Origin of the sequence: Streptomyces sp. NPDC051576, from assembly GCF_040681835.1 — a bacterium.
Lineage (GTDB): Bacteria > Actinomycetota > Actinomycetes > Streptomycetales > Streptomycetaceae > Streptomyces.
Map to the genome: position 1 here is coordinate 392,119 of NZ_JBFAZO010000005.1, position 24,413 is coordinate 416,531.

At 69.8% G+C, this 24,413-nt stretch carries 24 protein-coding genes and 2 pseudogenes; 13 read left to right on the forward strand and 13 right to left on the reverse strand.

Going from position 1 to position 24,413, the window contains the following annotated elements; all coding sequences use genetic code 11:
* Positions 1 to 132: 132 nt before the first annotated feature.
* Positions 133 to 527: pseudogene (locus tag AB0M63_RS19090) on the forward strand (transposase family protein); the annotation flags it as partial.
* Here the strand turns inward: AB0M63_RS19090 and AB0M63_RS19095 are convergent.
* The 8 genes from AB0M63_RS19095 to AB0M63_RS19130 form a co-directional block, all read right to left on the reverse strand.
* On the reverse strand, positions 493 to 1,968 hold the full coding sequence (locus AB0M63_RS19095; protein WP_366020169.1) for a glutamate--cysteine ligase: 1,476 nt from the start codon (positions 1,966 to 1,968) through the stop codon (positions 493 to 495). The pseudogene AB0M63_RS19090 and the gene AB0M63_RS19095 sit on opposite strands and share 35 nt — an antisense overlap.
* 109 nt (positions 1,969 to 2,077) lie before the next feature.
* Complete coding sequence (locus AB0M63_RS19100) at positions 2,078 to 4,093, reverse strand: TIM-barrel domain-containing protein (protein ID WP_366020170.1); 2,016 nt, start codon at positions 4,091 to 4,093, stop codon at positions 2,078 to 2,080.
* Positions 4,094 to 4,098: 5 nt separating this feature from the next.
* Positions 4,099 to 4,926: a carbohydrate ABC transporter permease gene (locus AB0M63_RS19105; RefSeq protein WP_355921350.1), complete on the reverse strand. Its 828-nt coding sequence runs from the start codon at positions 4,924 to 4,926 to the stop codon at positions 4,099 to 4,101.
* Complete coding sequence (locus AB0M63_RS19110) at positions 4,923 to 5,843, reverse strand: sugar ABC transporter permease (RefSeq protein WP_355921347.1); 921 nt, start codon at positions 5,841 to 5,843, stop codon at positions 4,923 to 4,925. Before AB0M63_RS19110 ends, AB0M63_RS19105 begins: the two co-directional genes overlap by 4 nt.
* The gene (locus AB0M63_RS19115) at positions 5,840 to 7,072 is read right to left on the reverse strand and encodes a sugar ABC transporter substrate-binding protein (protein ID WP_366020171.1); all 1,233 of its coding nucleotides are present in this window, start codon (positions 7,070 to 7,072) and stop codon (positions 5,840 to 5,842) included. The genes AB0M63_RS19110 and AB0M63_RS19115 overlap by 4 nt, the downstream gene beginning before the upstream one ends.
* Positions 7,073 to 7,117: 45 nt before the next feature.
* Complete coding sequence (locus AB0M63_RS19120) at positions 7,118 to 8,062, reverse strand: substrate-binding domain-containing protein (protein ID WP_366020172.1); 945 nt, start codon at positions 8,060 to 8,062, stop codon at positions 7,118 to 7,120.
* Between the two features lie 2 nt (positions 8,063 to 8,064).
* Positions 8,065 to 10,503: a SpoIIE family protein phosphatase gene (locus AB0M63_RS19125; protein WP_366020173.1), complete on the reverse strand. Its 2,439-nt coding sequence runs from the start codon at positions 10,501 to 10,503 to the stop codon at positions 8,065 to 8,067.
* A 731-nt stretch (positions 10,504 to 11,234) separates the two neighbouring features.
* Complete coding sequence (locus tag AB0M63_RS19130) at positions 11,235 to 11,477, reverse strand: transposase (RefSeq protein WP_366020174.1); 243 nt, start codon at positions 11,475 to 11,477, stop codon at positions 11,235 to 11,237.
* A 23-nt stretch (positions 11,478 to 11,500) separates the two neighbouring features.
* Between AB0M63_RS19130 and AB0M63_RS19135 the strand changes: the two are divergent.
* From AB0M63_RS19135 to AB0M63_RS19145, 3 genes and pseudogenes are all read left to right on the forward strand, one after another.
* Positions 11,501 to 11,755: pseudogene (locus AB0M63_RS19135) on the forward strand (transposase); the annotation flags it as partial.
* 97 nt (positions 11,756 to 11,852) lie between these two features.
* The gene (locus AB0M63_RS19140; protein WP_366020400.1) at positions 11,853 to 12,077 is read left to right on the forward strand and encodes a hypothetical protein; all 225 of its coding nucleotides are present in this window, start codon (positions 11,853 to 11,855) and stop codon (positions 12,075 to 12,077) included.
* A complete protein-coding gene (locus tag AB0M63_RS19145) occupies positions 12,074 to 12,790 on the forward strand; it encodes a helix-turn-helix domain-containing protein (protein ID WP_366020175.1) in 717 nt (238 codons plus the stop codon). Before AB0M63_RS19140 ends, AB0M63_RS19145 begins: the two co-directional genes overlap by 4 nt.
* Before the next feature lie 348 nt (positions 12,791 to 13,138).
* Here the strand turns inward: AB0M63_RS19145 and AB0M63_RS19150 are convergent, their stop codons facing one another.
* Entirely contained in the window at positions 13,139 to 13,852 is a 714-nt protein-coding gene (locus AB0M63_RS19150) for a nucleotidyltransferase domain-containing protein (protein ID WP_366020176.1), read from the reverse strand.
* Between the two features lie 457 nt (positions 13,853 to 14,309).
* On the opposite strand from AB0M63_RS19150, the gene AB0M63_RS19155 reads away from it, so the two are divergent.
* Both AB0M63_RS19155 and AB0M63_RS19160 read left to right on the forward strand, forming a co-directional pair.
* The gene (locus AB0M63_RS19155; RefSeq protein WP_366020387.1) at positions 14,310 to 14,987 is read left to right on the forward strand and encodes a DUF3159 domain-containing protein; all 678 of its coding nucleotides are present in this window, start codon (positions 14,310 to 14,312) and stop codon (positions 14,985 to 14,987) included.
* Positions 14,988 to 15,244: 257 nt separating this feature from the next.
* Complete coding sequence (locus AB0M63_RS19160; protein ID WP_366020177.1) at positions 15,245 to 15,868, forward strand: helix-turn-helix domain-containing protein; 624 nt, start codon at positions 15,245 to 15,247, stop codon at positions 15,866 to 15,868.
* A 304-nt stretch (positions 15,869 to 16,172) separates the two neighbouring features.
* Here AB0M63_RS19160 and AB0M63_RS19165 read toward each other — a convergent pair whose 3' ends face one another.
* The 4 genes from AB0M63_RS19165 to AB0M63_RS19180 all read right to left on the reverse strand — a co-directional run bounded on the left by AB0M63_RS19165 (position 16,173) and on the right by AB0M63_RS19180 (position 19,907).
* Complete coding sequence (locus tag AB0M63_RS19165) at positions 16,173 to 16,523, reverse strand: ankyrin repeat domain-containing protein (protein ID WP_366020178.1); 351 nt, start codon at positions 16,521 to 16,523, stop codon at positions 16,173 to 16,175.
* 111 nt (positions 16,524 to 16,634) lie between these two features.
* Positions 16,635 to 17,132, reverse strand: a complete 498-nt coding sequence (locus tag AB0M63_RS19170; RefSeq protein WP_366020179.1) for an FBP domain-containing protein — start codon at positions 17,130 to 17,132, stop codon at positions 16,635 to 16,637.
* Between the two features lie 54 nt (positions 17,133 to 17,186).
* Positions 17,187 to 18,728 (reverse strand): MFS transporter, encoded by a 1,542-nt coding sequence (locus AB0M63_RS19175; RefSeq protein ID WP_366020180.1) that lies wholly within the window; start codon positions 18,726 to 18,728, stop codon positions 17,187 to 17,189.
* Between the two features lie 759 nt (positions 18,729 to 19,487).
* Positions 19,488 to 19,907 (reverse strand): helix-turn-helix domain-containing protein, encoded by a 420-nt coding sequence (locus tag AB0M63_RS19180; RefSeq protein WP_366020181.1) that lies wholly within the window; start codon positions 19,905 to 19,907, stop codon positions 19,488 to 19,490.
* A 371-nt stretch (positions 19,908 to 20,278) separates the two neighbouring features.
* Here AB0M63_RS19180 and AB0M63_RS19185 point away from each other — a divergent pair, with 371 nt between their 5' ends.
* The 7 genes from AB0M63_RS19185 to AB0M63_RS19215 all read left to right on the forward strand — a co-directional run bounded on the left by AB0M63_RS19185 (position 20,279) and on the right by AB0M63_RS19215 (position 24,399).
* Positions 20,279 to 21,088, forward strand: coding sequence for an alpha/beta hydrolase (locus AB0M63_RS19185; protein WP_366020182.1), 810 nt, complete (start codon positions 20,279 to 20,281; stop codon positions 21,086 to 21,088).
* Positions 21,085 to 21,915 carry an SDR family oxidoreductase gene (locus AB0M63_RS19190; RefSeq protein ID WP_366020183.1) on the forward strand — a complete coding sequence of 277 codons (831 nt, stop codon included), beginning with the start codon at positions 21,085 to 21,087 and terminating at the stop codon, positions 21,913 to 21,915. Before AB0M63_RS19185 ends, AB0M63_RS19190 begins: the two co-directional genes overlap by 4 nt.
* Positions 21,916 to 21,998: 83 nt before the next feature.
* Positions 21,999 to 22,976 (forward strand): alpha/beta hydrolase, encoded by a 978-nt coding sequence (locus AB0M63_RS19195; protein WP_366020184.1) that lies wholly within the window; start codon positions 21,999 to 22,001, stop codon positions 22,974 to 22,976.
* A gap of 14 nt (positions 22,977 to 22,990) precedes the next feature.
* Positions 22,991 to 23,470, forward strand: a complete 480-nt coding sequence (locus tag AB0M63_RS19200) for a cupin domain-containing protein (RefSeq protein WP_366020185.1) — start codon at positions 22,991 to 22,993, stop codon at positions 23,468 to 23,470.
* Between the two features lie 117 nt (positions 23,471 to 23,587).
* A complete protein-coding gene (locus AB0M63_RS19205; RefSeq protein WP_366020186.1) occupies positions 23,588 to 23,842 on the forward strand; it encodes a hypothetical protein in 255 nt (84 codons plus the stop codon).
* The gene (locus AB0M63_RS19210; RefSeq protein ID WP_366020187.1) at positions 23,843 to 24,016 is read left to right on the forward strand and encodes an alpha/beta hydrolase; all 174 of its coding nucleotides are present in this window, start codon (positions 23,843 to 23,845) and stop codon (positions 24,014 to 24,016) included.
* Positions 24,017 to 24,171: 155 nt separating this feature from the next.
* Complete coding sequence (locus AB0M63_RS19215; RefSeq protein WP_366020188.1) at positions 24,172 to 24,399, forward strand: alpha/beta fold hydrolase; 228 nt, start codon at positions 24,172 to 24,174, stop codon at positions 24,397 to 24,399.
* The last annotated feature ends 14 nt before the right edge of the window (positions 24,400 to 24,413 follow it).

Below are 24,413 nucleotides of genomic sequence, written 5' to 3' on the forward strand. Positions count from 1 at the left end.
GCATGCAGGCAGTTCTTCAAGCAATCGCTACAACCCAACTCACACGCAAGCCACTTCGCGCCCTGAATCGTCTACAACTCCGGCTCGCAAACGACCGGGTGATACCTGGGCTTACCGCCCACCAGTCCAAGGGACGCGATCGGGAGATTGCTGTGGGCCTCGCCCGCACTACCTGGTGCGATGGCACGATCTGAAGGCGGCGGCCCGCGAGCACGGCATCATCGAGGCCCTCGGCGAGGCCAGCCTCAAGGCTGACGCCGATAAGGCATACCAAGGCGCGGCCCGGAACATCCGAGTTCCCTTCAAGGGGCGCCGCCTCAAGCGGTGGCATTGACGTCACGACACCACCAACGCCAAGATCCGCTGCGTTGGCGAGCAGGCCATGGCCACGTTCAAGGGCTGGCGCCTCCTGAGCAAGCTGCTGCAGTACCAACCGCATCACCGCGATCGTCGAACCCGTACACCACTTCCCTGGACGCAACCTGGCGGTGATCAGTCCACGGGCCAGGTGTGCGCGGGTGCGTTGAGGTGCATGTAGTCCATGTACGTCAGCGTCATCCGGCGCAGCGCCTCCTGGCGGTCGCAGCCCGCCTTCTCCAGGTGGTGGACCGTCTCCGTCTGCCACAGGGCGCCGTTGCGGGCGGTGACACACCGCTGCTCGATGACGCCCAGCAGGGGCTCGCGCCATTCCGTGTCCATCCCGGCCAGCTCCAGGCCACGATGGGCGAGGGGCAGCAGCCGCCGCAACACCAGTTCCGTGACCGGCACTTCGCCCACCCCCGGCCAGTACAGGCGGGCGTCGATGCCGTCATGGGCGGCGGTGTGCAGGTTCTCCTCGGCGACCGAGAAGGACATCCGCGTCCACACGGGGCGGTCCTCGTCGACGAGGGCGCGGGTCAGGCCGTAGTAGAAGGCGCCGTTGGCGATGATGTCGGCCACTGTGGGCCCGGCGGGCAGCACCCGGTTCTCGATGCGCAGGTGCGGGCCACTGTCGGTGACGGCGTAGATCGGGCGGTTCCAGCGGTAGATCGTGCCGTTGTGCAGCGTCAGTTCGCCGAGTTCCGGAACGCCCCCGCCGTCGAGCGCCTCCTGCGGGTCCTCCTCGTCGCAGATCGGCAGGAGCGCGGGGAAATAGCGCACGTTCTCCTCGAACAGGTCGAAGACGCTGGTGATCCAGCGCTCCCCGAACCACACCCGGGGCCGTACCCCTTGTGCCTTGATCTCCTGGGGCCGGGAGTCGGTGGCCTGTTCGAAGAGGGGGATACGGGTCTCGCGCCACAGCTCCCTGCCGAAGAGGAACGGCGAGTTGACCGCGAGGGCGATCTGTACGCCCGCGACGGCCTGTGCCGCGTTCCAGTAGTCCGCGAACTCCTTGGGGGCGACCTGGAGATGGAATTGCGTGCTGGTGCAGGCGGCCTCGGGGGTGATGGCGTCGGCGTACATCGCGAGCCGGTCCACGCCGTCCAGCTTGATGCGCAGGTCCTCGCCGCGGGCCGCGAAGATCTGCTCGTTGAGCAGCCGGTAGCGCGGATCGCCGGACAGGGCGGTCTCGCCGACGTCCGCCTCGCCCAGCGTCGGCAGGATGCCCACCATGATCAGATGCGCGCCGACCGCCGAGGCGCGTTCCTCGGCGTGGTTGAGGGCGTCGCGGATCTCCTGCTCCCAGGAGCCGGGGCCGCCGGACAGGAGGCGGCGGGGCGGGATGTTGATCTCCAGGTTGAAACGGCCCAGCTCGCTCGACCAGGCGGGATCGGCGATCGCCTGGAGCACCTCGGTGTTCCGCATGACCGGGAGCCCGTCCTCGCCCACCAGGTTGAGCTCGATCTCCAGCCCGACCTGCGGCCGCTCGCTCTCGAAGCCGGACTCGCGCAGCATCTGCGCCAGGACGTCGAGGCAGGTGTGCATCTTGTCCCGGAACCGTCGGCGGTCCTCCCGCGTGAACACCAGGGCCGGCACGTCACGTCCCATTTGGCCCTCCCGAGTCCCCTCGGCGGATACCTCTCCCGTCCCAGAGTCCCACCTCCGAAGCGCCCCGGACAGTCGGCGCACAGCCCCGGGCCGGCGTGCGACGCCCCGCTCACAGAACGTGCGCCGCGGCCCGCAGCCAGAGCGGGGCCGCGGTGAGGGGGATGCGGACCCGACGCCAGGCGGGGCCGTCGATCGGACCTCCGGAGCCCGCGTACGGCAGCCACTCCCCCGGCGGGAACCACACCTGCCTGCGGCCACCGGGCGCGTACACCGGGGCGACCAGCAGATCCGGGCCCAGCAGGTACTGGAGGTCGGCCGCGTGGGCGTCCGGGCGGTCGGGGTGGTCCAGAGCCATGGGGCGGGCGAGGGGCTCGCCGGTGCGGACCGCGTCGGCGGCGGACCGGTGGAGGTACGGCAGCAGGCCGGTACGCAGCCGGGCCGCGTGCAGGACGGCCGCGTACACCTCCTCGCCGAAGTCCCAGGGCAGCCGGGACGTCATGCCGTGGAACCGGCTGAGGGGTGACAGCAGTCCGAACTGCGCCCAGCGGACGAAGAGTTCGGGGTCCGGTGTGCCGTGGAAGCCGCCGATGTCATGGCTCCAGAAGGGGTGACCGGAGAAGGAGAGCGAGAGGCCCGCGCGCAGGGTCGAGGCCAGGTCCTGCCAGCTCGCGTTGGGGTCTCCGGTCCACTTGGCGCCGTGTCGCTGGCCGCCGGTCCAGGTGGAGCGGCCCCAGGTCAGGCCGTGGCCGGCGACCTCCTGGGTGACCTCGGCGACCAGGTCGTTGAAGAGGAGCGGATAGAGGTTGTGCAGTCGGTCGCCGGTCATGCCGTTGTGGGCCACCGCTGCCACGGGGACGGCCTCACCGAAGTCGGTCTTCAGGACCGACACCCCGGTGGCCAGTACTTGGCGGACCCGGGCGCGGAACCAGTCGGCGGCGCCGGGATGGGTCAGGTCGAGGACGGCCGAGTCCGGGTGCGCGCCGTTCCACACCCGCCCGATCCACGTGGTTCCCGAAGGGACTTGCAGGAACCAGCCGTTGCGGTCGATCTCGGCGAAGTGTGGGCTCTCGACACTGAGATACGGGTTCATCCAGAGCGAGACGTGGAAGCCCTGTGCCGCCAGCTCGGCCAGCAGACCGCGGGGGTCCGGGAACGCCTCGTTGTCCCACTCCATGTCCGACCAGCAGCCGGGTCGCTGCCAGTAGGTGTCGATGTGCAACACCTCGCAGGGAAAGTCGAGTTCGCGGATACGGCGGGCCCGCTCGCGTACCTCGTCCGCGCTGTCCCGGCGGAAGCCGCCGGAGATCCAGGGTCCGAAGGCCCACCCCGGGGGCAGCAGGGCGGGTCCGGTCAGATCGCGGTAGGCGCGCAGGCACTCGGAGGGGGTGCCGGTGATCAGGTAGTAGTCGAGTTCCTCGTCGGGGACGGTGAGCGACCAGGCGCCGGTGTTGCTGTGCGCGAGGTCGAAGGAGGCCGCGGTGGTGGTGTCCACGAGGACGGCGTAGCCCCGGCTGGACAGCAGGAACGGGACCGCCTTGTAGGAGCGGGTGCCGGTCGAGCCCTGGGCGTCCTCGACCCAGCAGTCCACGCGCTGTCCGCGCAGGTCGGGACCGGTGAAGCGTTCGCCGAGGCCGTAGAAGTGCTCGTCGGGCTCGGTGAACCAGCTGTCGTGGTAGGCGAGTTGCCCGTCGGCGAGCTCGGTGACCCCGAGGGGCAGGACGGTCGTGCGGTCGCCAGGGTCGCTCACGTCGGTCGCCTGTCGTAGACGACAGCCCCTCAGTTCCAGTGTCAGGGACGGGAGTTGGACGTCGAGCGTCAGAGCGCCCAGTCGGAGGGTGAGCGTGTCCGGTGACCGCTCGACCAGACAGCCGGTGTCGGCCGGTGCGGTCACGACGGAGACCCTGGGTGCCCTCGGTACCCCGTCCAACCGCAGGGTGATGCGCAGGGAGTTGTCCGTCGCCGGGCGCAGGCGGAGCGTGCCCGTACGTCCGGCCGCCGTGCGTACGTCGAGGCTCGCGCCGTCCTTGCCGGCGGCGGCGACACAGGCAGTGGCCAGGGGATCCAGCAGGGCCGGGACGAGGAGTGGGGGCGGTGCCACCCAGGGCGTGCAGTCACGGGGGTGCATGGCCTTCAGCCCCTCACGCTGCCCGCGGTGAGCCCGCCGACGATGAAGCGCTGGAAGACGGCGAAGACGCAGACCACCGGGATGCTGATGAGGGTGGCGGTGGCCATCAGGGCGCCCCAGGACGTCCCGTGCTGTCCGATGAAGGCGTTCAGCAGGACGGTGACGGGCTGGACGTCGGGCCCCTCGGCGAGCGTGAGCCCGAACAGGAACTCGCCCCAGCCGATCAGGAAGGACAGTCCGGCCGCCGCGACCACACCGGGCACCATGAGCGGCAGCACGACCCGCAGCAGCACACCGGGCAGTCCGCAGCCGTCGACCAGGGCCGCCTCCTCCAGTTCCGGAGCGACGCTGCGCATCACGGGACGCAGCACGATCACCGCGAAGGGCAGCGTGAGCGTGGTGTCGGCGGCGATCAGGCCCAGATAGGTGTCGGTGAGGCCGGCCCGGCGTTCGAGGATGAACAGCGGGGCCGCCAGCACGATGGCGGGCGGGAGCTGGGAGACGAGGAGCGCGAGCACCATCGCGCCCGAACCGCGCATCCGGATCCGGGCGAGGGCGTAGGCGAGCGGGACGCCGAGCAGCAGGGTGAGGGCGACCACCCCGCAGCAGATGACGAGACTGTTGAACAGGGCGCGGGTCAGGCCCTCGTAGCCCAGAGCCGTCGAGTAGTTCTCGCCGGTGAGAGGGGCGGGCACCCACTGCGGGTCGGGGGTCTGGATGCGGTCGGGCCGCGTGAGGCCGGTCTTCACCATCCAGTACACCGGCAGCAGGAAGGCGGCGGTGATCAGCGTGGCGAGCGCGGTCAACAGCCAGGGGTGGCGCGGTGGTCTCATCCGGCACCTCCCGCCGGCGCCTCTTCCTCACGCCGCAGCCGTCGTACGTACCAGGCCCCTGCCAGCAGGGGGAGGACGAGCAGCAGCAGGCCCGCCGCCGCGCCCTGGCCGAACCGGAAGAACGTGAAGAAGACCTCGTAGACGTAGAGGGACAGCACGCGGGTGGCGTCGACGGGGCCGCCGCCGGTCATCACGAAGACGAGGTCGAAGACCTTGAAGGTGTAGAGGAGACCGAGCAGGAGGACGGTCACCGAGACGGGCCGCATCAGCGGGAGGGTGAGGTGGCGGAAGCGCTGCCAGGCGTTCGCTCCGTCGATGGCCGCGGCCTCGTGGAGTTCGGGGTCGATGGTGTGCAGTCCCACCAGGAGCAGCAGCATGTTGAAGGGCACGCCGACCCAGACGTTGGCGAAGACCACCGCCGCCATCGAGGTGGAGGGGTCGGTGAGCCAGTCGTGGGAGAGGCCGCTCAGACCGACCGCCTGGAACAGGGCGTTGTAGGCGCCGGACTCGGCGTCCAGCATCCAGCGGAAGAGAGTGCCGCTGACCACCGGGGGCAGCAGCCAGGCGACCAGCAGGAGGGAACGCAGCAGGCCGTTGAAAGGGAAAGGGCGGGCGAAGAGCAGGGCCAGGGCGAAACCGATCGTGAACTGGAGCAGCAGCGAGGCCAGGGTGAAGACCAGGGAGAGGCGTACGGAGTGCCAGAAGGCCGGGTCGTCGGTCACGGACCGGTAGTTGTCCAGTCCGTTGAACCGCTCGGCGCCGCCGAGGAGTTGGCCCAGGTCGACATCGTGGACGGAGGTCCACACGTTGTACAGGAGCGGGTAGGCCAGGAAGAGGGCGAGGAAGGCCAGGCCCGGCAGGCAGAAAAGGTAGCCGGTGCGGCGGCGGCGCGTGGAGAGCGACAGGGGCTGTCTCATGGCGCGCCCAGAGCTTTGTCGATCTTTCCGGCGGCAGTCCTGGCCGCGGCGGACGCGGACGCGGAGCCGGTGAGCACGCCCTGCTCCGCCTCTGCGACGGCCTGCGAGGCCTCGGCGTAATGGGCGCCGTACTGGCGTGGCCGGGCCAGGGGCAGCTGGCTGAGGAAGAGCCGCAGAGCCGGGTCGGAAGCCCAGCTGCCCCGGTCGGCGAGGTCCTTGCGGGCCGGGAGTTCACCGAAGGACACCAGGTACGGCACCAGGACCGAGGGGCGTTGGGTGTACTCCAGGACCTCCCACACCTTGTCCACGTGCTTGCTGTTCGCCATCGCGACCCAGTTCTCCCCGCCCAGGCAGGTGGCGGCCTCCTTGTCGCGGGGCAGGGCGACGACGTCCCAGTCGAAGTCGGCCTTCTTGAGGGTCGGGATCTGCCAGGGGCCGTTGATCTGCATCGCGGCGCGCTGGTTGAGGAAGCGGGTGTTGACGTCCTGCTGGGTCCAGCCCACGCACTGTTCGGACAGGGAGCCCTTGGCGATCAGTTCGTCGAGGAAGGCGAGCGCGGTGGCGCCGTAGGTGCGGAAGGTGTCCAGGTCACCGCCCGCCTGCCAGAGGAACGGCAGGAACTGGAAGACGCCCTCCTCGGTCTTGATCGCGCTCAGTGCCAGGCCGTAGCGGTCCCCGCTGGTCAGCCTCTGGGCGGCGGAGGCCAGTTCGTCCCAGGTGGTGGGAGGTTCGACGCCGGCGGACTTGAGCATGCGGGTGTTGCAGTAGAGGGCGAGGCAGTTGCTGTTGTTGGGGATGCCGAGGGTCTTTCCGCCGACCTGGCAACCGGACCAGGGTCCCTTGTAGTACTGGTCGGCCTGGCCCCATTTCTCGACTCTGGCGGTGAGGTCGGCCAGCAGCCGGCTGCCGCCGAGGGTGTTCATGGCGACGTTGTCGACGATGGCGAGGTCGGGCAGGTCGCCGGAGATCGCGCCCAGGGTGATCTGTCGTTCCAGCTCGGCGAAGGGGAAAGTCCGCCGCTCGATGCGCACGTCCGGGACACCGGCCTCGATGTCCTTGATCAGCCGGTTCATTCCGGGCTGGAAGTTGTCCAGGGTGAAGTAGTCCCACCACCTCAGGGTCACCGGCCCCGAGGTGTCCGAGCTGCAGGAGGTCAGACCGAGAGCGGCGGTGGCCGCCGCCGCGCCGGAGACACGCAGGAAATCACGGCGGTCGACGGGGTACGACATGGTCTGCTCCCAGTGGTTCGATGATCGGGCACAGAAACCGACATATCAGAAATTCATGTCGATATCGGGGAACTCGGGGAGGTCGGACTCGGGTTCCGAACCCGGCACCGGTCGGCAGCGTCCGGTGCTCCCGCGCAGGGTGATCAGCGGTTTCAGCAGGACGTGCCGGGGAGGTGAGTCCGGTGCGCGCAGCCGCCTCATCATCAGGTCGACGGCGACCCGGCTCATCTCCTTGGCGGGTATCTCGGCGGCGGTGAGCGGCGGGTTCACCTGTTCGGCCCAGGGGCTCGCCGCCACGCCGACGACGGAGAAGTCGCGCGGCACGGCGCGGCCGTTCCGGGTGAGTCCGCGGTAGACCCCCTCCAGGGCCGCTTCGTTCATGGTGACCAGCGAGGTCGTCGCCGGGTCCTCGCTCAGGATGCGTTCCACGACCTCCTCCCCCGAGGCGAGGTCGTCGCCGCACAGGTAGGCATGCGGGGTGAGCAGCAGTTTCTTCATCGTCTCGGTGTAGCCCTCGTCCCCGAGGCGGGCGAAGCCGTAGCCGCTGTCGAAGAGCTGTTCGGACCGGTTGACGAAGGCGATCCCGCGGTGGCCGAGGTCGGCCAGGTGCTGGACGCAGCCGCCGGCCAGACCGGCGAAGTCCAGGTCGACCCAGCCGGCCACGTCGGCCCGGTGGTTGCGGCCAATTGCCACGAAGGGGAAGCCCGCCTCGGCCAGGTACGCGACGCGGTCGTCCTCCCGGCGGATCTCCATGACGATGACGCCGTCCACACGCCGGTCGTCGACCATGCGCGGGAAAGAGGGGTCGTCGTGACGTCCGGCGGGCGCGAGCAGCAGGTCGTAGCCCTGCTGGGCGGCGGCCTCGGCCACCCCGCCGACGAAGGCGAGCTGCATGGTGGTGTACTCGCCGAGGCGGCCGGCGGGCGGATAGAGGAGCCCGAGCGTGTGGGTGCCACGGCCGGCGTCGTCGGTTCCGGGTCGCGCTGCCATGGTCAGCCGGCCGGGAGGGACTGTTCGGCCCAGATGGTCTTGCCCATGGGGCCCTGCCGGGTGCCCCAGCCCTGGGTGAGCTGGGCGACCATGTGCAGCCCGCGACCGCCCTCGTCGTAGGTGCGGGCACGGCGCAGATGCGGGGCGGTGTTGCTGGCGTCGGAGACCTCGCAGATCAGGGTGCGGTCACGGATGAGCCGCAGGCCGATCGGTACGGCGCCGTAACGGATGGCGTTGGTGACCAGCTCGCTCACCACCAGCTCGGTGACGAACGCCACCTCCTCCAGTCCCCACGCGGTGAGCTGGCGGGTGACCTGGGCCCGGGCGTCGGCCACCACCGCCGGGTCGGAGGGCAGCGACCAGGCGGCGACCTGGTCGGCGTGCAGGGCGCGGGTGCGGGCGAGGAGCAGAGCCACGTCGTCGTAGGGACTCGCGGGCAGCAGGGCCTTCAGGATGGTGTCGCAGGTGGCTTCCAGCGAGGTGACGGGACCGGCCAGGGCCTCGCAGAGCCGGTCGAGCCCCAGGCCGACGTCACGCTCCCGCGCCTCGACCAGGCCGTCGGTGCAGAAGGCCAGCAGACTTCCCTCGGGCAGCTCCAGCTCGGTGCACTCGAAGGGCAGCCCGCCGACCCCGAGCAGCGGGCCGGGGGTCAGCTCGACCACGCGGGCCGTGCCGTCGGGGAGCAGCACGACGGGCGGGACGTGTCCGGCGCTGGCGAAGGTGCACACGCGGGACACCGGGTCGTAGACGGCGTACAGACACGTGGCGCCGATCTCGCCGCTGACGAGGTAGGGCTCGTCCGGGTGGATGTCCTCCAGGTCCGTGGCGAGATGCGCGACCAGGTCGTCCAGATGGGTGAGGAGTTCGTCCGGGGGCAGGTCGACGTCGGCGAGGGTGCGGACGGCGGTGCGCAGCCGGCCCATGGTGGCGGAGGCGTGGATGCCGTGTCCGACGACGTCCCCGACGACCAGGGCCACGCGGGTGCCGGACAGCGGCACGACGTCGAACCAGTCACCGCCGACGCCCGCGCCGGTTCCGGCGGGCAGATAGCGGTACGCCGCCTCGACGGCCGCCTGTTTGGGCAGGTCGCGGGGCAGCAGGCTGCGCTGGAGCGTGAGGGCGTTGGTGCGTTCGCGGGTGTAGCGGCGGGCGTTGTCGACGCCGACCGCCGCCCGGCCTGCGAGTTCCTCGGCGAGGATCAGGTCGTCCGGTTCGAAGGGCGGGGAGCCGCCGCTGCGGGTGAAGACCGCGACGCCGAGGGTGATGCCCCGGGCGCGCAGCGGGGTGGCCATGACGGAGTGGAACCCGAACTCCGCCACCCGGGCGGTGCGCCTCTCGTGTCCCGCGATCCAGGCGGCGAAGTCGGGGTCGTCCACGCCGCTGAGCACCGGTTTGCCGTCGGCCAGGCAGCGGGCGGGCGGTGAGAACGGCGGGTAGGTGTCCATGTCGCCGAGGTCGATGGCGGCCTCGGGCACGTCCTCCCCCTCGGCGCTGGACTGGTGGGCCACCCTGCGCAGCACCACGGCCGCGTCGACCTGTCCCGGCACCGGCTCCTCGCCGCGCAGCACCGAGTCGAGCAGGTCCACGCTGACGAAGTCGGCGAGGCGGGGCACGGCGAGGTCGGCGAGCTCCTGGGCGGTACGGGCCACGTTCAGGGTGGTGCCGATGAGGGTGCCGGCCTCCTGCAACAGGGCGAGCCGCTGCCGGGCCGCGTGCTGGTCACTGCTGTCGAACGCGGCGGTGCCCACCCCGACGACCTCACCGGTGCCGGGGTCGCGAACGGGCCACAGCTCGATGACCCAGGCCCGGTGACGGGCCGAGCTGAGGAGGACGGCGGACGTGTCTCCGGGGCCGCAGGACGGCTCCGGGGAAAGACACTCGTAGTGCAGCGGGACACCCTCCTCGGCGACCTGGCGCACACACCGGAGGAAGCCTTCGTCGGCGAGGGCCGGCGCCCGCCGCTCACCGCCCGTCAGGGGAGCGCGCTCCCCTCCGCCATGCGCGACCGCGTTCCGCTGCCATGCGCCGGACGCCGTGGCGTGGGTGGAGAGCGCGATCGAGGACTGGTCGAAGGCCCACTGCACCAGGGGCGGGCCCGGGTCCTGGGAGAGGGCCACGACGAAGGACCGGGCTCTGCCGTCGACGTCCAGCGAGGGCTGGGCGTGCAGGGTCGTGGCGACGCGGTGGCCGTCCCGATGCCGCAGTGCCGCCGTGCCCCGCCATTCCTGGGAGCCGGTGAGGGAGAGTCCGGTCGCCTCGGGAGTTCCCGCACCGAGGAGCAGCTCGGTCGCGGGGCGCCCTACGACCTCCGGGGCACGGTGGCCCAACAGTCGTCGAGCGCCTTCGCTCCACCCTGTGACCACGCCGTCCAGACCGAGGGTGACCGTCGCGACATCCGATGACCACCCGCTGTGACCGTTCCCTTGATCGAATGTGGCCATTCTTGCTCTATTCGCGCGGTGAGGTGCCTCACAGACCCAGAGTGCGCGCCGCACCGGAATCGGACAAGTCAGATCCGGCGCCCCCCGGGCGCGCAGGCGTCAGACCCGTATCGCCGCCTGTCTCTCCGTGTCTCTCCGCATCTCTCACAGCGCGGTCCCCGGATCGCAGCATCCCTCACGCCGCAGATGCCGGCTCACCTCGAGCCATTCCGCACCGGACGAAGCAGTGGACGGCGCGCCGGTGGACGTGCCGGAGCGCCGCGCGGAGTCGAACGTCCGCCTTGCCGACGGCGAACGGCTCAACTGGGGCGGCCCCATCTTGCCGGGCATGTGCGACGACCGACCATGGCACTGACCAGCCTGGCGATCATGATCGAGGAGAGCCTGCTCGAGTGGACCTGGCAGGTCTGGCCGGTTTGTCCCCGGCATGACCTCGGCGTCCACGGCTCGGAGCGAGATGGTACGGCCGTATGGTGGTGCGCGGGCGATGGCGGACACATCCTCGCGCCAGTCGGCGAACTCGCGCGCTGGGCAGCCGTCGTCGTAATTAGGGTCGGCGGTGGGCGCGGAAGTCCTGCACAGGGAGCTTCACGCTCTGACAGCTGGAAACTGACGCCTCGTCGACTACTTCTGCTTCCACCTCGCCACCCGCCAGGACAGATACCTTCACCGCCTGCCCCGCGCGCTCACTGCAGAAGAACTACACCCACGTCGTGTTGATCCCATGGTGGTCAGCCGTCCATGACCAGCCCAGTGGCGGCAAGGCATCCGTCGACCAGGTGGGGTCGGTACTGGATCTGCTTCAGGCTGCGCTTGACGGCTCGGGCGAGTTGGTCGAGGTCGGCGGCGGCGAGGTTGCCGATGGTGCGCTTGGCCAGCGACCAGATGCCTTCTTGTGGGTTGAGGTCCGGCGCGTAGGACGGGAGTTGGAAGACGGTCAGCCAGTCCTTGTTGGCCTCGAGGGTCTGCTGCACGATCGGGTGACATCTGAACTGGCTTGCCCTGTAGGGCGGGTGGGAAGGATGTCGCTGCACCCAAGCACTATCCGGAAGAGTTCCGTCAGTACGTCGTGCAGGTCGCGAGGAACCGCGGCCCGGGCGTGACGGTCGAGCAGGTGGCCGCCGACTTCGGAGTCCACGCGATGACGCTGTGGAAGTGGGTGCGCCGCGCGGACATCGACGACGGGACAAAGCCCGGAACGCCCAGCCAGGAGAGCGCGGAGCTCCGGGAAGCGCGCCGACGGATCAAGCTGCTGGAGCAGGAGAACGAGGTCCTTCGCCGGGGCGCAGCCTACTGTCGCAGGCTCATCTGCCGGGAAAACGATCTACTCGCTCGTGAAAGAGCTTGCCGTGGACGAAGTGCCCGTCACGGTGACGTGCCGGGTTCTCAAGCTCGCCAGACAGCCCTACTACCGCTGGCTGGACCTGCCGGTCACCGACGCCGAGTTCGGCGCGCTTCGCCATGGTCGCGACCAGCTGGGACACCGGACTCATTCATCTAGCTGGCGCATGGTGTCACTTAATGCCAATATGACACTGAGTGATTGTGCTGGTGAAAGGGCGGCGAAAAGATGACCGACGACGTGGCATCGACCGGACGCAGCCGTGGCGGGATGAGTGAGCAGCGGCGCCGTCGTGTACGTCTGGAGATCTCGCGGGAGGCGGCACGCCTGTTCTGGGCGCAGGGCGTCGACGGCACGAGCGGTGACCAGATCGCGGAGGCGGTGGGTCTGTCGACCCGCACCATCTGGCGTCATTTCCGTAGCAAGGAGAGCTGCGCCGAGCCGATCGTTGCGCAGAGCGTGGAGTGGGAGCTGGCCACTCTGCGCAGTTGGCCGCTGCACCGCTCTTTGGAGGAGCACTTCGCCACGGAGGCGAAGCGGTTGGTCAGCGAGATCAGCCCGTCGGAGCAGGCCGATGCCGGGCTGGGCGTCAAGATGATTCGATTGGCCGAGACCGAACCGGCCCTGCGCACGGCCTGGCTGATGGCCTGCGATCAGGTGGAACACGAACTGGCCGCGGTCATCGGGACTCGGCTCGGACTCAAGCCCGACGACCTGCAGGTACGTCTGCACGCCGCGGCCGCCGCTGCCGCCCTGCGAGTCATCAACGAGTACGTCGGAGCCGGCCTTCTGGACGGCACCGATCCGCAGAAGCTCGGCGACGAGAATTTCGCCTTCATCGCGGACGCTGTCCGCACGGCCACCGGGGGCGCGGTGGGCGACCCGGTCCACATCGACGAGGCGCCCGCCGAGCCGGACGAGGGCGCCCCCGATCGACAGGAGTAAACGGTGCCCCCTGAGCGGACACTCCGACCGGCTCAGCCACGGAGGCAGGAGGGACCCGGCCGCTGCCCCACGCACCCTGTACGCCGCTCGACCGCCGATCTCCCAGGGCACGACAACGCCGTAGCGCCCATATGAACTCTGTGGCCCAGGGCGTCATTTCGGCCAGTCCGACGAAGACCTCGGCCCTCCATCCCGGCTACGGCGGCCGGTGGCGCCTGGCCCTGCTGTAGATTCCGCAGATTCGCGAGCACTTCCGCGTGATCATGAGCACCGATCGAGCATCTGCGTGATCACGGGCAGCGGCCTGCGCGGCAACGCTCGACACACGGGTTCTTAGGCGCGACGAGTTCAGGTCGTCTCACGCGGTCCGCTGCGGCGGTACCCCTCCCAGACCGGGCCGCCCGCCGCGTCGAGGACCTCCGTGACCAGCGAGGTGAGGCCCTCCGGTGCGCCGCGCAGCGCGGCTTGCGCCGTCTCGTCCAGGCGCGTGGCCAGGTCCGGCGCGACGGGTTCGAGGCGCCGGGCCAGCCACTTGCCGCCGCCGAGCCATGTGCCGTGGGTCAGCAGCGCCAGCTCGCCACTCCGCCGGACGAGTTCGGCCACGACGAACAGCCGCTCCCCCACATCGGTACAGGCTGCAAAGTCGTCGAGCAGGTCCGTCAGCGCGTACCGGGCGTCTTCGAGGGCCGTGTCGGTGACCGGGGGCGGGCCTGAGGCCGCGAGGCGTTTCGCCGTCTCCGCGATCCGTGCTCCTGTCCCGTCGGCGTCGAGCAGCAGCGCCCCCTCGGCGCACATCCACAACAGGGGCGAGTTCCGCTGCACGATCTCTGGGGTCACAAAGGTGTGCCAGGAGTCCTCGGTGTGCACGAACAACTCCACCGGCCAGTCCCCGTACCGCAGGCTCTCTCGGTACGGGGCGGGCGGGCCGTCGAGCAGCACGACGATGTCCAGGTCGGACCAGGCAGTACGTCGGCTCGTCAGGACACTGCCGCCGAGGAATGCGGCGCGGGCGTGGGGGTGGCGCTCCAGAACAAGGGCACGTGCAAGGTCGAGTACATCCATGCCCACACTCTGCCTTGGCCCTGCGGACTCCGAGGCACGGCCCCGTATGGAGAGTCGCATCCGTACACCTCCGGAGTCGGAGTTGTGTTCATGATCGTCGGTGAAAGCCCGAGGTCAACGTGGCCAATGTCCTAGGACCCGATGCCGTTCTCCGGCGCTCGGACATCGGCGTCCGACGACCCGCTCCCGCGCCACCTCGACGGCCGCAACCTCTACGGCAAGTCGGCGACGAACTGAGCGAGACGGCCGGCGCGGGAGCGGGTCGACAGCGATCGCCGAACCGCCGTACGGACCGTGATCGCCATACCTGATGACGGGCGACTCGCTGGGCGGGGACTTCCCCGAGGTGTGACTCAGGCCACGTCGCGCAAGGTGGCTTCGCTCGTCACTCACTGCCAATATGTCACTTAGTGACGAACGCTTGGCCCCCAAGACGCACCCGGAAGAGCTGATCATCATGCAGACCACCAGTCCCCAGGAGGCGGCGACCGACATGCACACAGAAGGCCACCCGAAGAAGAAGTCGGCGCTCGAACAGGCGGGCGGCACCAAGGGGGTCATCTACTCGGCGCTGCCTGCCGTGGTGTTCGTCGTCGCCAACAACGCCGGTGGACTGAAGGTGGGCATCCTCGCCGCTCTACTCGTCGCCTGTGGCATCGCGGTAGAGCGGCTGATGCGCAAGGAGTCGATCCAGCCCGCGCTCGGCGGCGTGTTCGGCGTGGCGATCGCCGCCGGCATCTCCTGGTACACGGGATCCGCCAAGGACTTCTTCCTCATCGGCATCTGGGCGAGCCTGGTCGGCGCCGTCGCCTTCGTCCTCTCCGTGGTGCTGCGCTGGCCCCTGGCGGGCCTGATCTGGAACTCGACGACGGGCAAGGGCACCGTCTGGCGGGCGGACAAGCGTTCGCGGATCTACTACGACGTCGCCACCCTGGTGCTGGCCACCATCTTCGGCGCCCGGTTCGGCGTCCAGCAGTACCTCTACCGGGCCGACGAGGTCGGCTCACTGGGCTTCGCCAAGATCGCCATGGGTTACCCGCTCCTCGCCGTCGGCTTCCTGGCCGTCGCCTGGGCCGCCCGGGCTTCCGACAAGCGACTGAAGGCCGTAGGGCTGCTGCCCGCCAAGCGCAGCTGACCGACGGCTTCCGCTCCTCGTCCGTGCCGGACGGGCCCCACACGGCCCGTCCGGGCACACGCGTCCGCACCGCGCAGCGACCAGGACCGATTCGGGCGTCGTCCCCTGTGGGGTTGCCGACGCCCGCACCGCCGCTACGGGCATGCGGCCGGGCACTTCCTGGCCCTTTGCCGGCAGCCGCACCTGAGCGACGCCTTTGTCCCACGGATGAATGACGAGGTGAACCCATGCAGGTGAGCAGTTGCGTCGGACCTGGGATGAGCGAGCAGCGGCGCTGCCGGATCCGGTTGGAGATCTCTCGGGAGGCGTCGCGTCTCTTCTGGGAGCAGGGCGTCGCCGCGACCAGGGGCGACCAGATCGGCGAAGCAGTGGGCCTGTCGACGCGTACCATCTGGCGCCACTTCCGGAGCAAGGAGAGCTGCGCCGAGCCGATCATCTTGCATGGCGTCGAATGGGAGATGGCCGCCCTGCGACGCTGGAAACCCGAACTCTCCCTCGCTGACCATCTCGCCGATGAGATGAGCAGGCATGGCCGCGGCGCCGACAGGGCGGAGCGCGCCGACGACGCGCTCGCGATGAAGATGATCGCGCTCAGCACGAGGGAGCCCGCACTCCGCACGGCCTGGCTGATGGCCTGTGACCATGTAGAACGCGAACTGGCCAGGAGCATTGCCGGCCGACTCGACCTGCCGGCCGACGACTTCAGGGTGCAGATGCACGCGGCGGCCGCCTCGGGCGCCCTACGGGTCGTCAACGAGGAAATCAGCGAGGCCCTGCTCGGCGGTGCCGACGTGCGCCAGTTCGCCCATGCGCACCAGCTCCTGGCCCAGGCGGTCCGCAGCGCCACGGGAGGCGCCGTGGGAGACGCGGCCACGACCTGATCCGTACGCGACGACACCGTCAGACCGCACAAACACCGGCATTTAGCGTCACGTTCGGCATACGTACGAGCCGGCCTCCCGCACTGTCCGCCGGGGGTGACACAGGCCGGATGGCAGGTCGATCCACCGGCGCCGGACGGATGCCGCCCGTTCCCGATCCCTCGGAGACTTTTCCCCTGCGACGACAGGGCAAGCACCACACCCAAGCCCTGCTCTGCCTCGCCCGACGACGGGCCGACGTCCTCTTCGCCATGCTCCGCGACGGAACCCTCTACGAATCCCAGCCAGCCACGGCAGACGGCCTCTAGGACGAAGTCCCGTCCCCGGCCGGAAGGTGGACAGCCACGTCATAGTTGGCAGTCCCTCCCGCCAGTGCCCTCGGGCTCACGCCATGAACGTTGTCCCGGCCAGGGTCAGCACCGGCTCCCAGAAGGAGCCGAATCGTCCCGCCTTCGCCCCGCGAACAGAACACCGCCCTCCACAACGGCGTATTGCCATGACGGTCCACGACATCGACCGCCGCCCCCGCGGCCAGCAACGCTTCGACGACCAAGGGAGCTTGCGCATGGGCAGCAAAATGCAGCGGAGTCCAACCCTCGGCGTCGACAGCCCCCGGGTCGGCGCCGTCAGCCAGCAGCGCCCTCAGGCCGCCCACGTCAAAGGCCCTCTGGCGTCCGGCGCGTAAGACCGGAGGAGCCGCGAGGAGACGGCGGTTCAAGGAGTGGACAGGGGCTCGGCGACGATGGCCGTCGAGCCCCTGTCGGCCTCAGTGGAAGACCCGCTCCACGAACGCGTCGAGGTTGCCGCGCAGGCGCTCGATCTGCTGCTCGACAGTGAGGGACTCCTCCATGCGCCCGCCCGGTGCCGCCGTCTTCTTGCCCCGTACGTACAACGAACAGTCCAGGTCGGCGCAGATGTAGAGGCCCACCGAGTTGCCTGCGCGGCCGGCCGGGCCTGCCTTGGGGGCGGTCATGAGGGAGACGCCGCTGCCGGGATGCGTGGTCAGGCACAGCGAGCACAGGCTGCGGCGCAGGAAGCCGCGGTTACCGGAAGCGGAGCGCAGAGAAAGGCCGACGAGTTCATCGGCGCGTTCGACGACGAGATACTTGCGGTCGGGTGCGGACAGATCGAACCAGCCCAGGAAGTCCAGGTCGTCCCAGTGGTCGAGGTCCGCCAGGTTCTTGGGCAGGGGGAGGCGTTTGGCCTCGCCCTTCGAGCAGTTGGCGAACGACGTGCGGATGTCGTGCTCGGACAGGGGTTTCATGGAGGATCCTTCGAGGGGCGAGGCGAAACGGTGGCGGGACATGACCCCGGCTCGCTAGGCCGGTGCGCCGTGTCCGGCGTGCTTCGACGTCTTGTGCCGTACGGTGAGGCCCGCTACCAGGGCGGCGAGAAGCAGAACGCCCGCCGAGCACCGGTAAGCGACGGAGAAGCCGTGCACTATGCCTTCGTCGAGGATCGCGCCGCCGTGGGCCGGATCGTGCACGTGCGAGTGGACGTAACGGCTGGTGGCGCCGGTGGCGATCGTGTTGAGCAGTACGGTGCCCAGCGAAGCGCCCATCTGCTGAACGGTGTTGAGGACAGCCGAGGCCACACCGGCGTCCTGCGCGGGCACGCCGGCGGTGGCCGTCGCGTAGACCGGCATGAAGGTCAGGCCCATGCCCAGACCGAGCAGCAGCAGGGCGGGCAGCACGTGCGGGACGTACTGCGCATGCACGGTCAGGCTGCTGAGCAGCAGCATGCCGGCGGCGGCCAGCACCATGCCGGACGACATCAGGATGCGCGGCGCCGTGCGTGGCAGCAGGCGGGCCGCGATCTGGGTCGCGCCGATGACGATACCGATCGAAATCGGCAGGAAGGCCAGGCCCGTCCGCACCGGCGGGTAGCCGAGGCCGACCTGCAGGTAGTACGTCAGGAACAGGAAGACGCCGAACATGCCGATGGTGGCCAAGCCCATCGTCGCGTGCGAACCGGCCCGGACACGGTCCTTGACGATGCGCAGCGGCAGCAGCGGACTCGCCGCGCGGCTCTGCCACCACACGAAGGCGGCGAGCAGGATCACGCCGGCCACGAGCAGCGTGAGCACCGACGGGCTGGTCCAGCCGCGAGGTTCGGCCTCGCTGAAGCCGTACACGAGGGCGACGAGCCCGCCGCAGCCCAGCAGCGTGCCCGGCACGTCCAGGTGCCCGCCCCGGCGGCCGGAACGGTCGCGCAGGAAGGCCGGTGCGCCGAGCAGGGCGGCCAGCGCGATGGGCACGTTGACGTACAGGGACCAGCGCCAGTTCAGGTACTCGGTCAGCAGACCGCCCACGATCAGTCCGACCGCGCTGCCGCCGCCGGCCAGCGCACCGTAGACCCCGAACGCCCTGGCCCGCTCCTTGGGGTCGGTGAACGTCGTCGTCAGCAGCGACAGGGCCGAGGGCGCCAGGACCGCCGCGAACGCACCTTGCAGGGCCCGCGCCGCGAACAGCATCCCGGGACCGGCCGCCGCGCCGCCCAGCGCGGAGGCCGCGGCGAACCCGGCCAGACCGATGACGAAGGTGCGCTTGCGGCCCACCAGATCGGCGATCCGGCCGCCGAGCAGCAGCAGCCCGCCGAAGGCCAGCGTGTAGGCGGTGATCACCCACTGCCGGTCGGCGTCCGACATGCCGAGAGCGTGCTGGGCGGAGGGCAGCGCGATGTTCACGATGGTGCCGTCAAGGATCACCATCAGCTGGGCGAGGGCGATGACGGCCAGCGCCCACCAGCGCTTCGGATCCGGTGCCGGAGTCGCGGCGGGAACCTCGCGGTCCGGGGAACGGTCGGTGGCCGTGGAAGGGGCGGACGGAAGGGATTCCCCTCCGGGACGTTTCTTGATCATGGCGATCACGCACGTTTCGTGTCGAAGTGCTGTCGAGACAGCCGGCCAGGGACGGTCGCAGTGGTGACGACGGGCCGGTGTACGCAGCACGGGGACACGGCATGGCGGTGGGGCAGCGGAAACCGCGAACAGCACCCAGGGCCTGCCTCGCCAGCCGCGTGTCACTCACGCCGACGCTCTTGCTGGCCGTGAGGCGGAGAGTGCCGAGATCACGGTGACCAGCAGAAGAAGGGCCCGTCTTCGGGCACGCGCCCCCGCGGCCCGCACGGCGCGAACCGCGCAGGCCAGGACATCTCGTGACAGGGCATCTCAGGAAGATGCCAAAGCCAAGAAACAAGAAGGGGGAAGAGTTATCGCGCGCCGCAGAGGAGGGAGGGCACACGGCCGGAGGCAACTATGGCCGCAACGCATTCAGCACGGTCCATGTCTTTCGCCTCCTTCCGGGCAGGGCACGCGGTGCGTGTCGACGCCGAGCGCGCCGAACGGGGCGGCAGAGAACCTGCCGCGTGAAATCCCGGACACCTTATCCCATCGACGCCATCGCGCGACCGGAATTGCCGACCGCCCGCACACAATGGGTGATTGCTTGGGGGTGGAAGTCCGTGGGGGGGGAAGAGGTGGCGCTAACCCCGAGCCGGGAGTGCGGGCGGGAAGCCGTTGACGACGTCTGACAGCTGCTGGTGCAACCCCGCCACGTACTCCTCACGCCAGATGCGGGCAACGTAATGCCAGGACACCGAAAAATGCCCTCGCGCCGCTTCAAGTGGTCAGCCAGCGTTCGCGTCGACCAGTGTGAGATGCCCGGAATCCGCGAGCGGGGCCATTCCTCGTCAAGGCGATCACCCGGGCCCGCGCCCGAGGCGGCACCTGGGTTCGTGGCTCGCCCCGGCGCTTGTCCTCCAGACCGGCAACACCCCGCTCGACATAACGCGCTTTGCAGCGGGCCACCGTCAGCGGCGCCACACCGGCGAGTTCGGCGATGTCCTTGCGCCGCCGCCCCTCAACCGACCACAGCACGGTCCGTGCGCGAAGCCCCACGACAGCTGGCACATCCCGCGAACCCACCAACTCCCGCAGCTCAGCGATCTGTTCAGAGCAAAGAGCCGTACCAGACCTGTAGGCTCCCAAACCGCGTGACACGTCGATCTTCGTTGGCCCGGGGTTTCTCGGTTGTCTCATGACGCTGTCACCTGGGTCGAGCCCCAGATTCGTGGCGTTTCTCCGCAGGCGAGGATCGGGGGCCAGTGGCGCCGCGATGCCGGGATGAACCTGGGCCTGTCCCCGAGAGACCGTGGTCAGTCCGCCACCAGGGCCACTTCCAGGGCTTCGGCCGTCAGTTTGCCGCGTGGGCCGATGGCGTCGGCCACGCTCAGACAGGTGCTGTCGTGGAAGACACTGAGTTCGTAGTGCACGCGTGACCCCTGCGCATCGACGCGGGTCTCGGCGTCCACCCCTGGACCACTGGGGTGCCTCCCCGGTGCGAGAGCACCGGGGTTCCCGGTTTCGTGGGCACATCCGGGTCACGACACCCACACAAGAGAGGCCCAGCCATGACCGTCCCGCTTCCCGTGGTCTTCGTTCACGGACTCTGGCTGCACAGCACCTCCTGGCAGCCTTGGACCGATCTGTTCCGCGAGGAGGGCTACGACCCGTCCGCGCCCGGGTGGCCCGGCGATCCCGACACCGTCGAGGAGGCGCGCCAGAACCCCGAGAGCGTCGCCGGCTATGGCATCGACGATGTCGTCGAGCACTACGCGGCCCTGATCGAGGCCCTGCCCGTGCGGCCCATCGTGATCGGTCACTCGTTCGGCGGGATGATCGCGCAGAAGCTGCTCGGCCAGGACCGCGCCGCCGCGGCGGTCGCGATCGACGCCGCACAGATCAAGGGCGTTCTGCCCTTGCCGCTGTCCGCGCTGAAGGCGACCTTCCCGGTCTTCAAGAACCCGACCAACAAGCGCCGGTCGGTCTCCCTGACCGCGGAGCAGTTCCGCTTCGCGTTCGGCAACGCCATCGCGGAGGAGGAATCGGCAGCCCTGTACGAGCGCTGGACCATCCCCGCGCCGGGCAAGCCGCTGTACGAAGCCGCCTCCGCCAACTTCAACCCCCACTCGCCGGCGAAGGTCGACACGGACAACAGCGGACGCGGCCCGCTGCTGCTCATCTCCGGCGGCAAGGATCACACGGTGCCGGAGGTGGTCACCCGGGCCACCCTCAAGCAGTACCGGCACTCCGATGCCGTCACCGACATCATCAACTTCCCCGACCGCGGGCACTCCCTGACGATCGACGGCGGCTGGCGCGAGGTCGCAGACACCGTTCTGACCTGGCTGCGGCAGCAGAGTCCGGAGACCGGACGATGAGTTCCCGTGCGCCCCGGACTGCCGGAACATCCGGTGCCGACGCGGGCCTGGCCGGGCGGACCGTTGTGGTCACCGGCGCCGGGCGCGGCATCGGACTGGCCGTCGTCGAGGCCTTCCTCGCGGCCGGCTCCCGCGTCGTCGCGGGATCGAGGGAACGCACCGATGCCCTCGACCAGCATGTGAAGCAGGGTGCTGAACTCACCGTCGTGGAGCTCGACCTCGCGGCGCCCGACGGTCCAGCCGCGCTGGTCGCCGAGGCCGTCGCGGTCCATGGCGGGGTCGACGTCCTGGTGAACAACGTAGGGGCGGTGCGACCGCGGATCGACGGCTTCCTGGGCGTGACGGACGAGGACTGGGAGTGGACGTTCACGGTCAACTTCATGGCCGCCGTCCGCACCACCCGGGCCGCGCTGCCGCACCTGCTCGCCACCGGCGCGGGCCGTATCGTCACCGTCTCCTCGGTCAACGCCCGGCTGCCGGACCCGCTGGTCATCGACTACGGCGCGGCGAAAGCAGCGCTGACCAACTTCTGCAAGGCCCTGTCCAAGGAGGTGGGGCCACGCGGTGTGCGGGTGAACACCATCGGTCCCGGCCCGGTGGAGACGGCTCTGTGGCAGGGCGCCGGCGGTGTCGCCGCCACGGTCGGCCAGTCCCGCGGCGTCGACCCCAAGGAGGTGGCCCGCGGTGCGGCCAAACAGTCGGTGACCGGCCGCTTCACCCGGCCGTCGGAGGTGGCCGATCTCGTGCTGTACCTCGCCGGTCCGCAGGCGGCGAACATCACCGGCGCCGACTTCGTCATCGACGGCGGCCTCGTCGAATCCCTCTGACCGGCCGTCACGACACGGCGGGCGCCAAGCCCGCCGTGCCTCGCCTCTCCTCGCATCCTTTGGAGCGATCAGTGAGATTCCGCATGCCCAGATCCCGCCGCCTGGTGGCCGCGGTCTTCGCCCTGGCCGTCGGCCTCGGCTCGACCACCCTCACGGCCGCGGCCTCCACCAAGCCGGCAGCGCCGGCCGGCGAGCGGCTACCCGCCGGCTTCAGCGAACACAAGACCCAGGTCGCCGGGACCGGCATCGACTACGTGATCGGCGGCCACGGCCCGACCCTGGTCCTGATCCACGGCTACCCCCAGACCTGGTACGAGTGGCACGGCATCATGCCCGCGCTCGCCAAGCACTACACCGTCATCGCGCCCGACCTGCCCGGCGCGGGCCTAAGTGACGCCCCGGCGTCCGGCTACGACAAGAAGACCATGGCCGCCACGCTGCACGCCCTCCTGGTGTCGCTCGGCAAGGACCACGACGTGAATGTCGTCGGCCACGACATCGGCACGATGGTCGCCTACTCCTACGCCGCGCAGTACCCGCACAGCGTCAAAAAGCTCGTGCTCAGCGAGGCCCCGATCCCTGACCCGGGCATCTACAAGTTCCCGGCGCTGACGGCCAAGGGACCCGGGGTGTGGAACTTCGGCTTCTTCTCGTTGCAGACCGGCCTCCCGGAGAGCCTGATCCGGGGCCGCGAGCTGGCCTGGACGTCGGGCTTCATGCGGGGCATCGCGGTACACAAGGACGCCCTGACCCCGGACGACCTCACGGTCTTCGCCTCCTACCTGCGCGACTATGCACATCTGGAAGCGAGCTTCGCGTGGTTCCGGACGTTCCCGCAGGACATCGCCGACAACGCGCGGTTCCAGAAGAAGCCCCTGACCATGCCGGTGCTCGCGATCGGCGCCTCCGGAAGCCTCGGTTCGGCGGTCGCGGACCAGGTGCGCCACTACGCCACCCACGTCACCCCGGCTGTCGTCCCCGACTCCGGCCACTGGATCTACGAAGAACACCCGAAAGAAATGACTGACATGTTGCTGCACTTCCTCGGCAGCCACCGATGACCTCAGGAGCGGAAATGACCCGGTTCTTCCCGACCTTCGGCCCGACGGCCGAGCGCGAACCCTTCTGGTTCCTCGGCGGCCAGGCCAGGATTCTGCTGCCCGGCACCGCGACCGACAACCGGCTCAGCCTGATGGAGTTCGCCGACCCGGCCGGCCACGCGCCCCCGCACCACGTCCACGAGGACGAGGAGGAGGTCTGGTTCGTCCTCGACGGCGAGGTGACGTTCTTCGTCGGTGACCAGCGCCACGACCTGGTGCCCGGGCAGGTCGCGTACGGGCCGCGCGGGGTTCCGCACAGCTATCTGGTGCGCTCGCCCGAGGGGGCGCGGATAGCGGTGCTGTTCAGCCCGGCCTGCATCGAGGAGTACTTCAGGGCCAACGGCACCCCGGTGGCCGAGGCCGGGGATCTGCCGCCGGAGTCCGATCTCGCGGCGGTCGTGGCCTCCGCCGAGGCCTTCCACCTGCGCGTCACCGGACCGCCGCCGTCCTTGTGAGTCGGACGGCACCGAAAGAGCAGGAAACACGAGGAGGACGAGGAGAACAGTGATGACAGGCATCGAACCCGTCCGATCGCACACAAGGATGGGAAACGCCGCAGAAAGCTGATGCTCATGGCGCTGGCGATCGGGACACTGCTCGCGATCCCGACGCTGTCCGCCGCCACGCCCGCCGACTCGGCCTCCGCCGCAAACGCCGCGACGGCGTCAGCCACACCGAGCACACCGAGGCCGACCGTGGTCCTGGTCCACGGTGCCTTCGCGGACTCGTCGAGCTGGGACGCGGTGGTATCGCGGCTCCAGCGCCAGGGGTATCCCGTGATCGGCGTCGCGAACCCGCTCCGTGGCCTGGCCGGCGACTCGGCCTGAGTGTCCAGTGTCCTGGACACCATTCCCGGGCCGGTCGTCCTGGTCGGCCATTCCTACGGCGGCGCCGTCATCACCGACGCCGCGGTGGGCCATCCCAACGTCAAGGCCCTGGTGTACATCGCCGCGTTCGCTCCCGACCAGGGCGAGTCCAGCCTGGCGGTCCTCGGGGAATAGCCCGGCAGCCAGCTCCCGTCGGCGCTGACGGTCCGGCCGTTCCCGGGCGGGCAGGACGCCTATGTCAACCCCGCGGACTTCCGGCAGGTCTTCGCCGCCGACGTGCCGGCCGGCAAGGCCCGGCTGATGGCGGCCGGACGACGGCCGGCGGTGTGGTGGCCGCGTTCGCGGAACCCAGCGGCACGCCGGCATGGAAGACCATTCCCTCCTGGTTCCTGGTCGCGGGCGCCGACCACGCCATCCCGCCGGCTGCCGAGCAGGCCATGGCGCTTCGCGCGGGTTCTCACACCGAGGTGGTCCGCGGCGCCTCGCACGCGGTCCTCGTCTCGCATCCCGACGCCACCGCGCACGTCATCGAGGCCGTCGCGCGCGCCACCTCCTGAATCGGCGTCATCCG

Excerpts from the sequence above, each read along its gene's own strand:
- AB0M63_RS19185 (WP_366020182.1), top strand. The coding sequence starts at position 20,279 with ATGACCGTCCCGCTTCCCGTGGTCTTCGTTCACGGACTCTGGCTGCAC.
- AB0M63_RS19195 (WP_366020184.1), top strand. The coding sequence starts at position 21,999 with ATGCCCAGATCCCGCCGCCTGGTGGCCGCGGTCTTCGCCCTGGCCGTC.
- AB0M63_RS19120 (WP_366020172.1), bottom strand. The coding sequence starts at position 8,062 with ATGGCAGCGCGACCCGGAACCGACGACGCCGGCCGTGGCACCCACACG.
- AB0M63_RS19110 (WP_355921347.1), bottom strand. The coding sequence starts at position 5,843 with ATGAGACAGCCCCTGTCGCTCTCCACGCGCCGCCGCCGCACCGGCTAC.
- AB0M63_RS19180 (WP_366020181.1), bottom strand. The coding sequence starts at position 19,907 with ATGAGACAACCGAGAAACCCCGGGCCAACGAAGATCGACGTGTCACGC.
- AB0M63_RS19200 (WP_366020185.1), top strand. The coding sequence starts at position 22,991 with ATGACCCGGTTCTTCCCGACCTTCGGCCCGACGGCCGAGCGCGAACCC.
- AB0M63_RS19190 (WP_366020183.1), top strand. The coding sequence starts at position 21,085 with ATGAGTTCCCGTGCGCCCCGGACTGCCGGAACATCCGGTGCCGACGCG.
- AB0M63_RS19170 (WP_366020179.1), bottom strand. The coding sequence starts at position 17,132 with ATGAAACCCCTGTCCGAGCACGACATCCGCACGTCGTTCGCCAACTGC.
- AB0M63_RS19100 (WP_366020170.1), bottom strand. The coding sequence starts at position 4,093 with ATGCACCCCCGTGACTGCACGCCCTGGGTGGCACCGCCCCCACTCCTC.
- AB0M63_RS19115 (WP_366020171.1), bottom strand. The coding sequence starts at position 7,072 with ATGTCGTACCCCGTCGACCGCCGTGATTTCCTGCGTGTCTCCGGCGCG.
- AB0M63_RS19095 (WP_366020169.1), bottom strand. The coding sequence starts at position 1,968 with ATGGGACGTGACGTGCCGGCCCTGGTGTTCACGCGGGAGGACCGCCGA.
- AB0M63_RS19160 (WP_366020177.1), top strand. The coding sequence starts at position 15,245 with ATGAGCGAGCAGCGGCGCTGCCGGATCCGGTTGGAGATCTCTCGGGAG.
- AB0M63_RS19205 (WP_366020186.1), top strand. The coding sequence starts at position 23,588 with ATGGCGCTGGCGATCGGGACACTGCTCGCGATCCCGACGCTGTCCGCC.
- AB0M63_RS19150 (WP_366020176.1), bottom strand. The coding sequence starts at position 13,852 with ATGGATGTACTCGACCTTGCACGTGCCCTTGTTCTGGAGCGCCACCCC.
- AB0M63_RS19155 (WP_366020387.1), top strand. The coding sequence starts at position 14,310 with ATGCAGACCACCAGTCCCCAGGAGGCGGCGACCGACATGCACACAGAA.
- AB0M63_RS19105 (WP_355921350.1), bottom strand. The coding sequence starts at position 4,926 with ATGAGACCACCGCGCCACCCCTGGCTGTTGACCGCGCTCGCCACGCTG.
- AB0M63_RS19125 (WP_366020173.1), bottom strand. The coding sequence starts at position 10,503 with ATGGCCACATTCGATCAAGGGAACGGTCACAGCGGGTGGTCATCGGAT.
- AB0M63_RS19175 (WP_366020180.1), bottom strand. The coding sequence starts at position 18,728 with ATGATCAAGAAACGTCCCGGAGGGGAATCCCTTCCGTCCGCCCCTTCC.
- AB0M63_RS19145 (WP_366020175.1), top strand. The coding sequence starts at position 12,074 with ATGACCGACGACGTGGCATCGACCGGACGCAGCCGTGGCGGGATGAGT.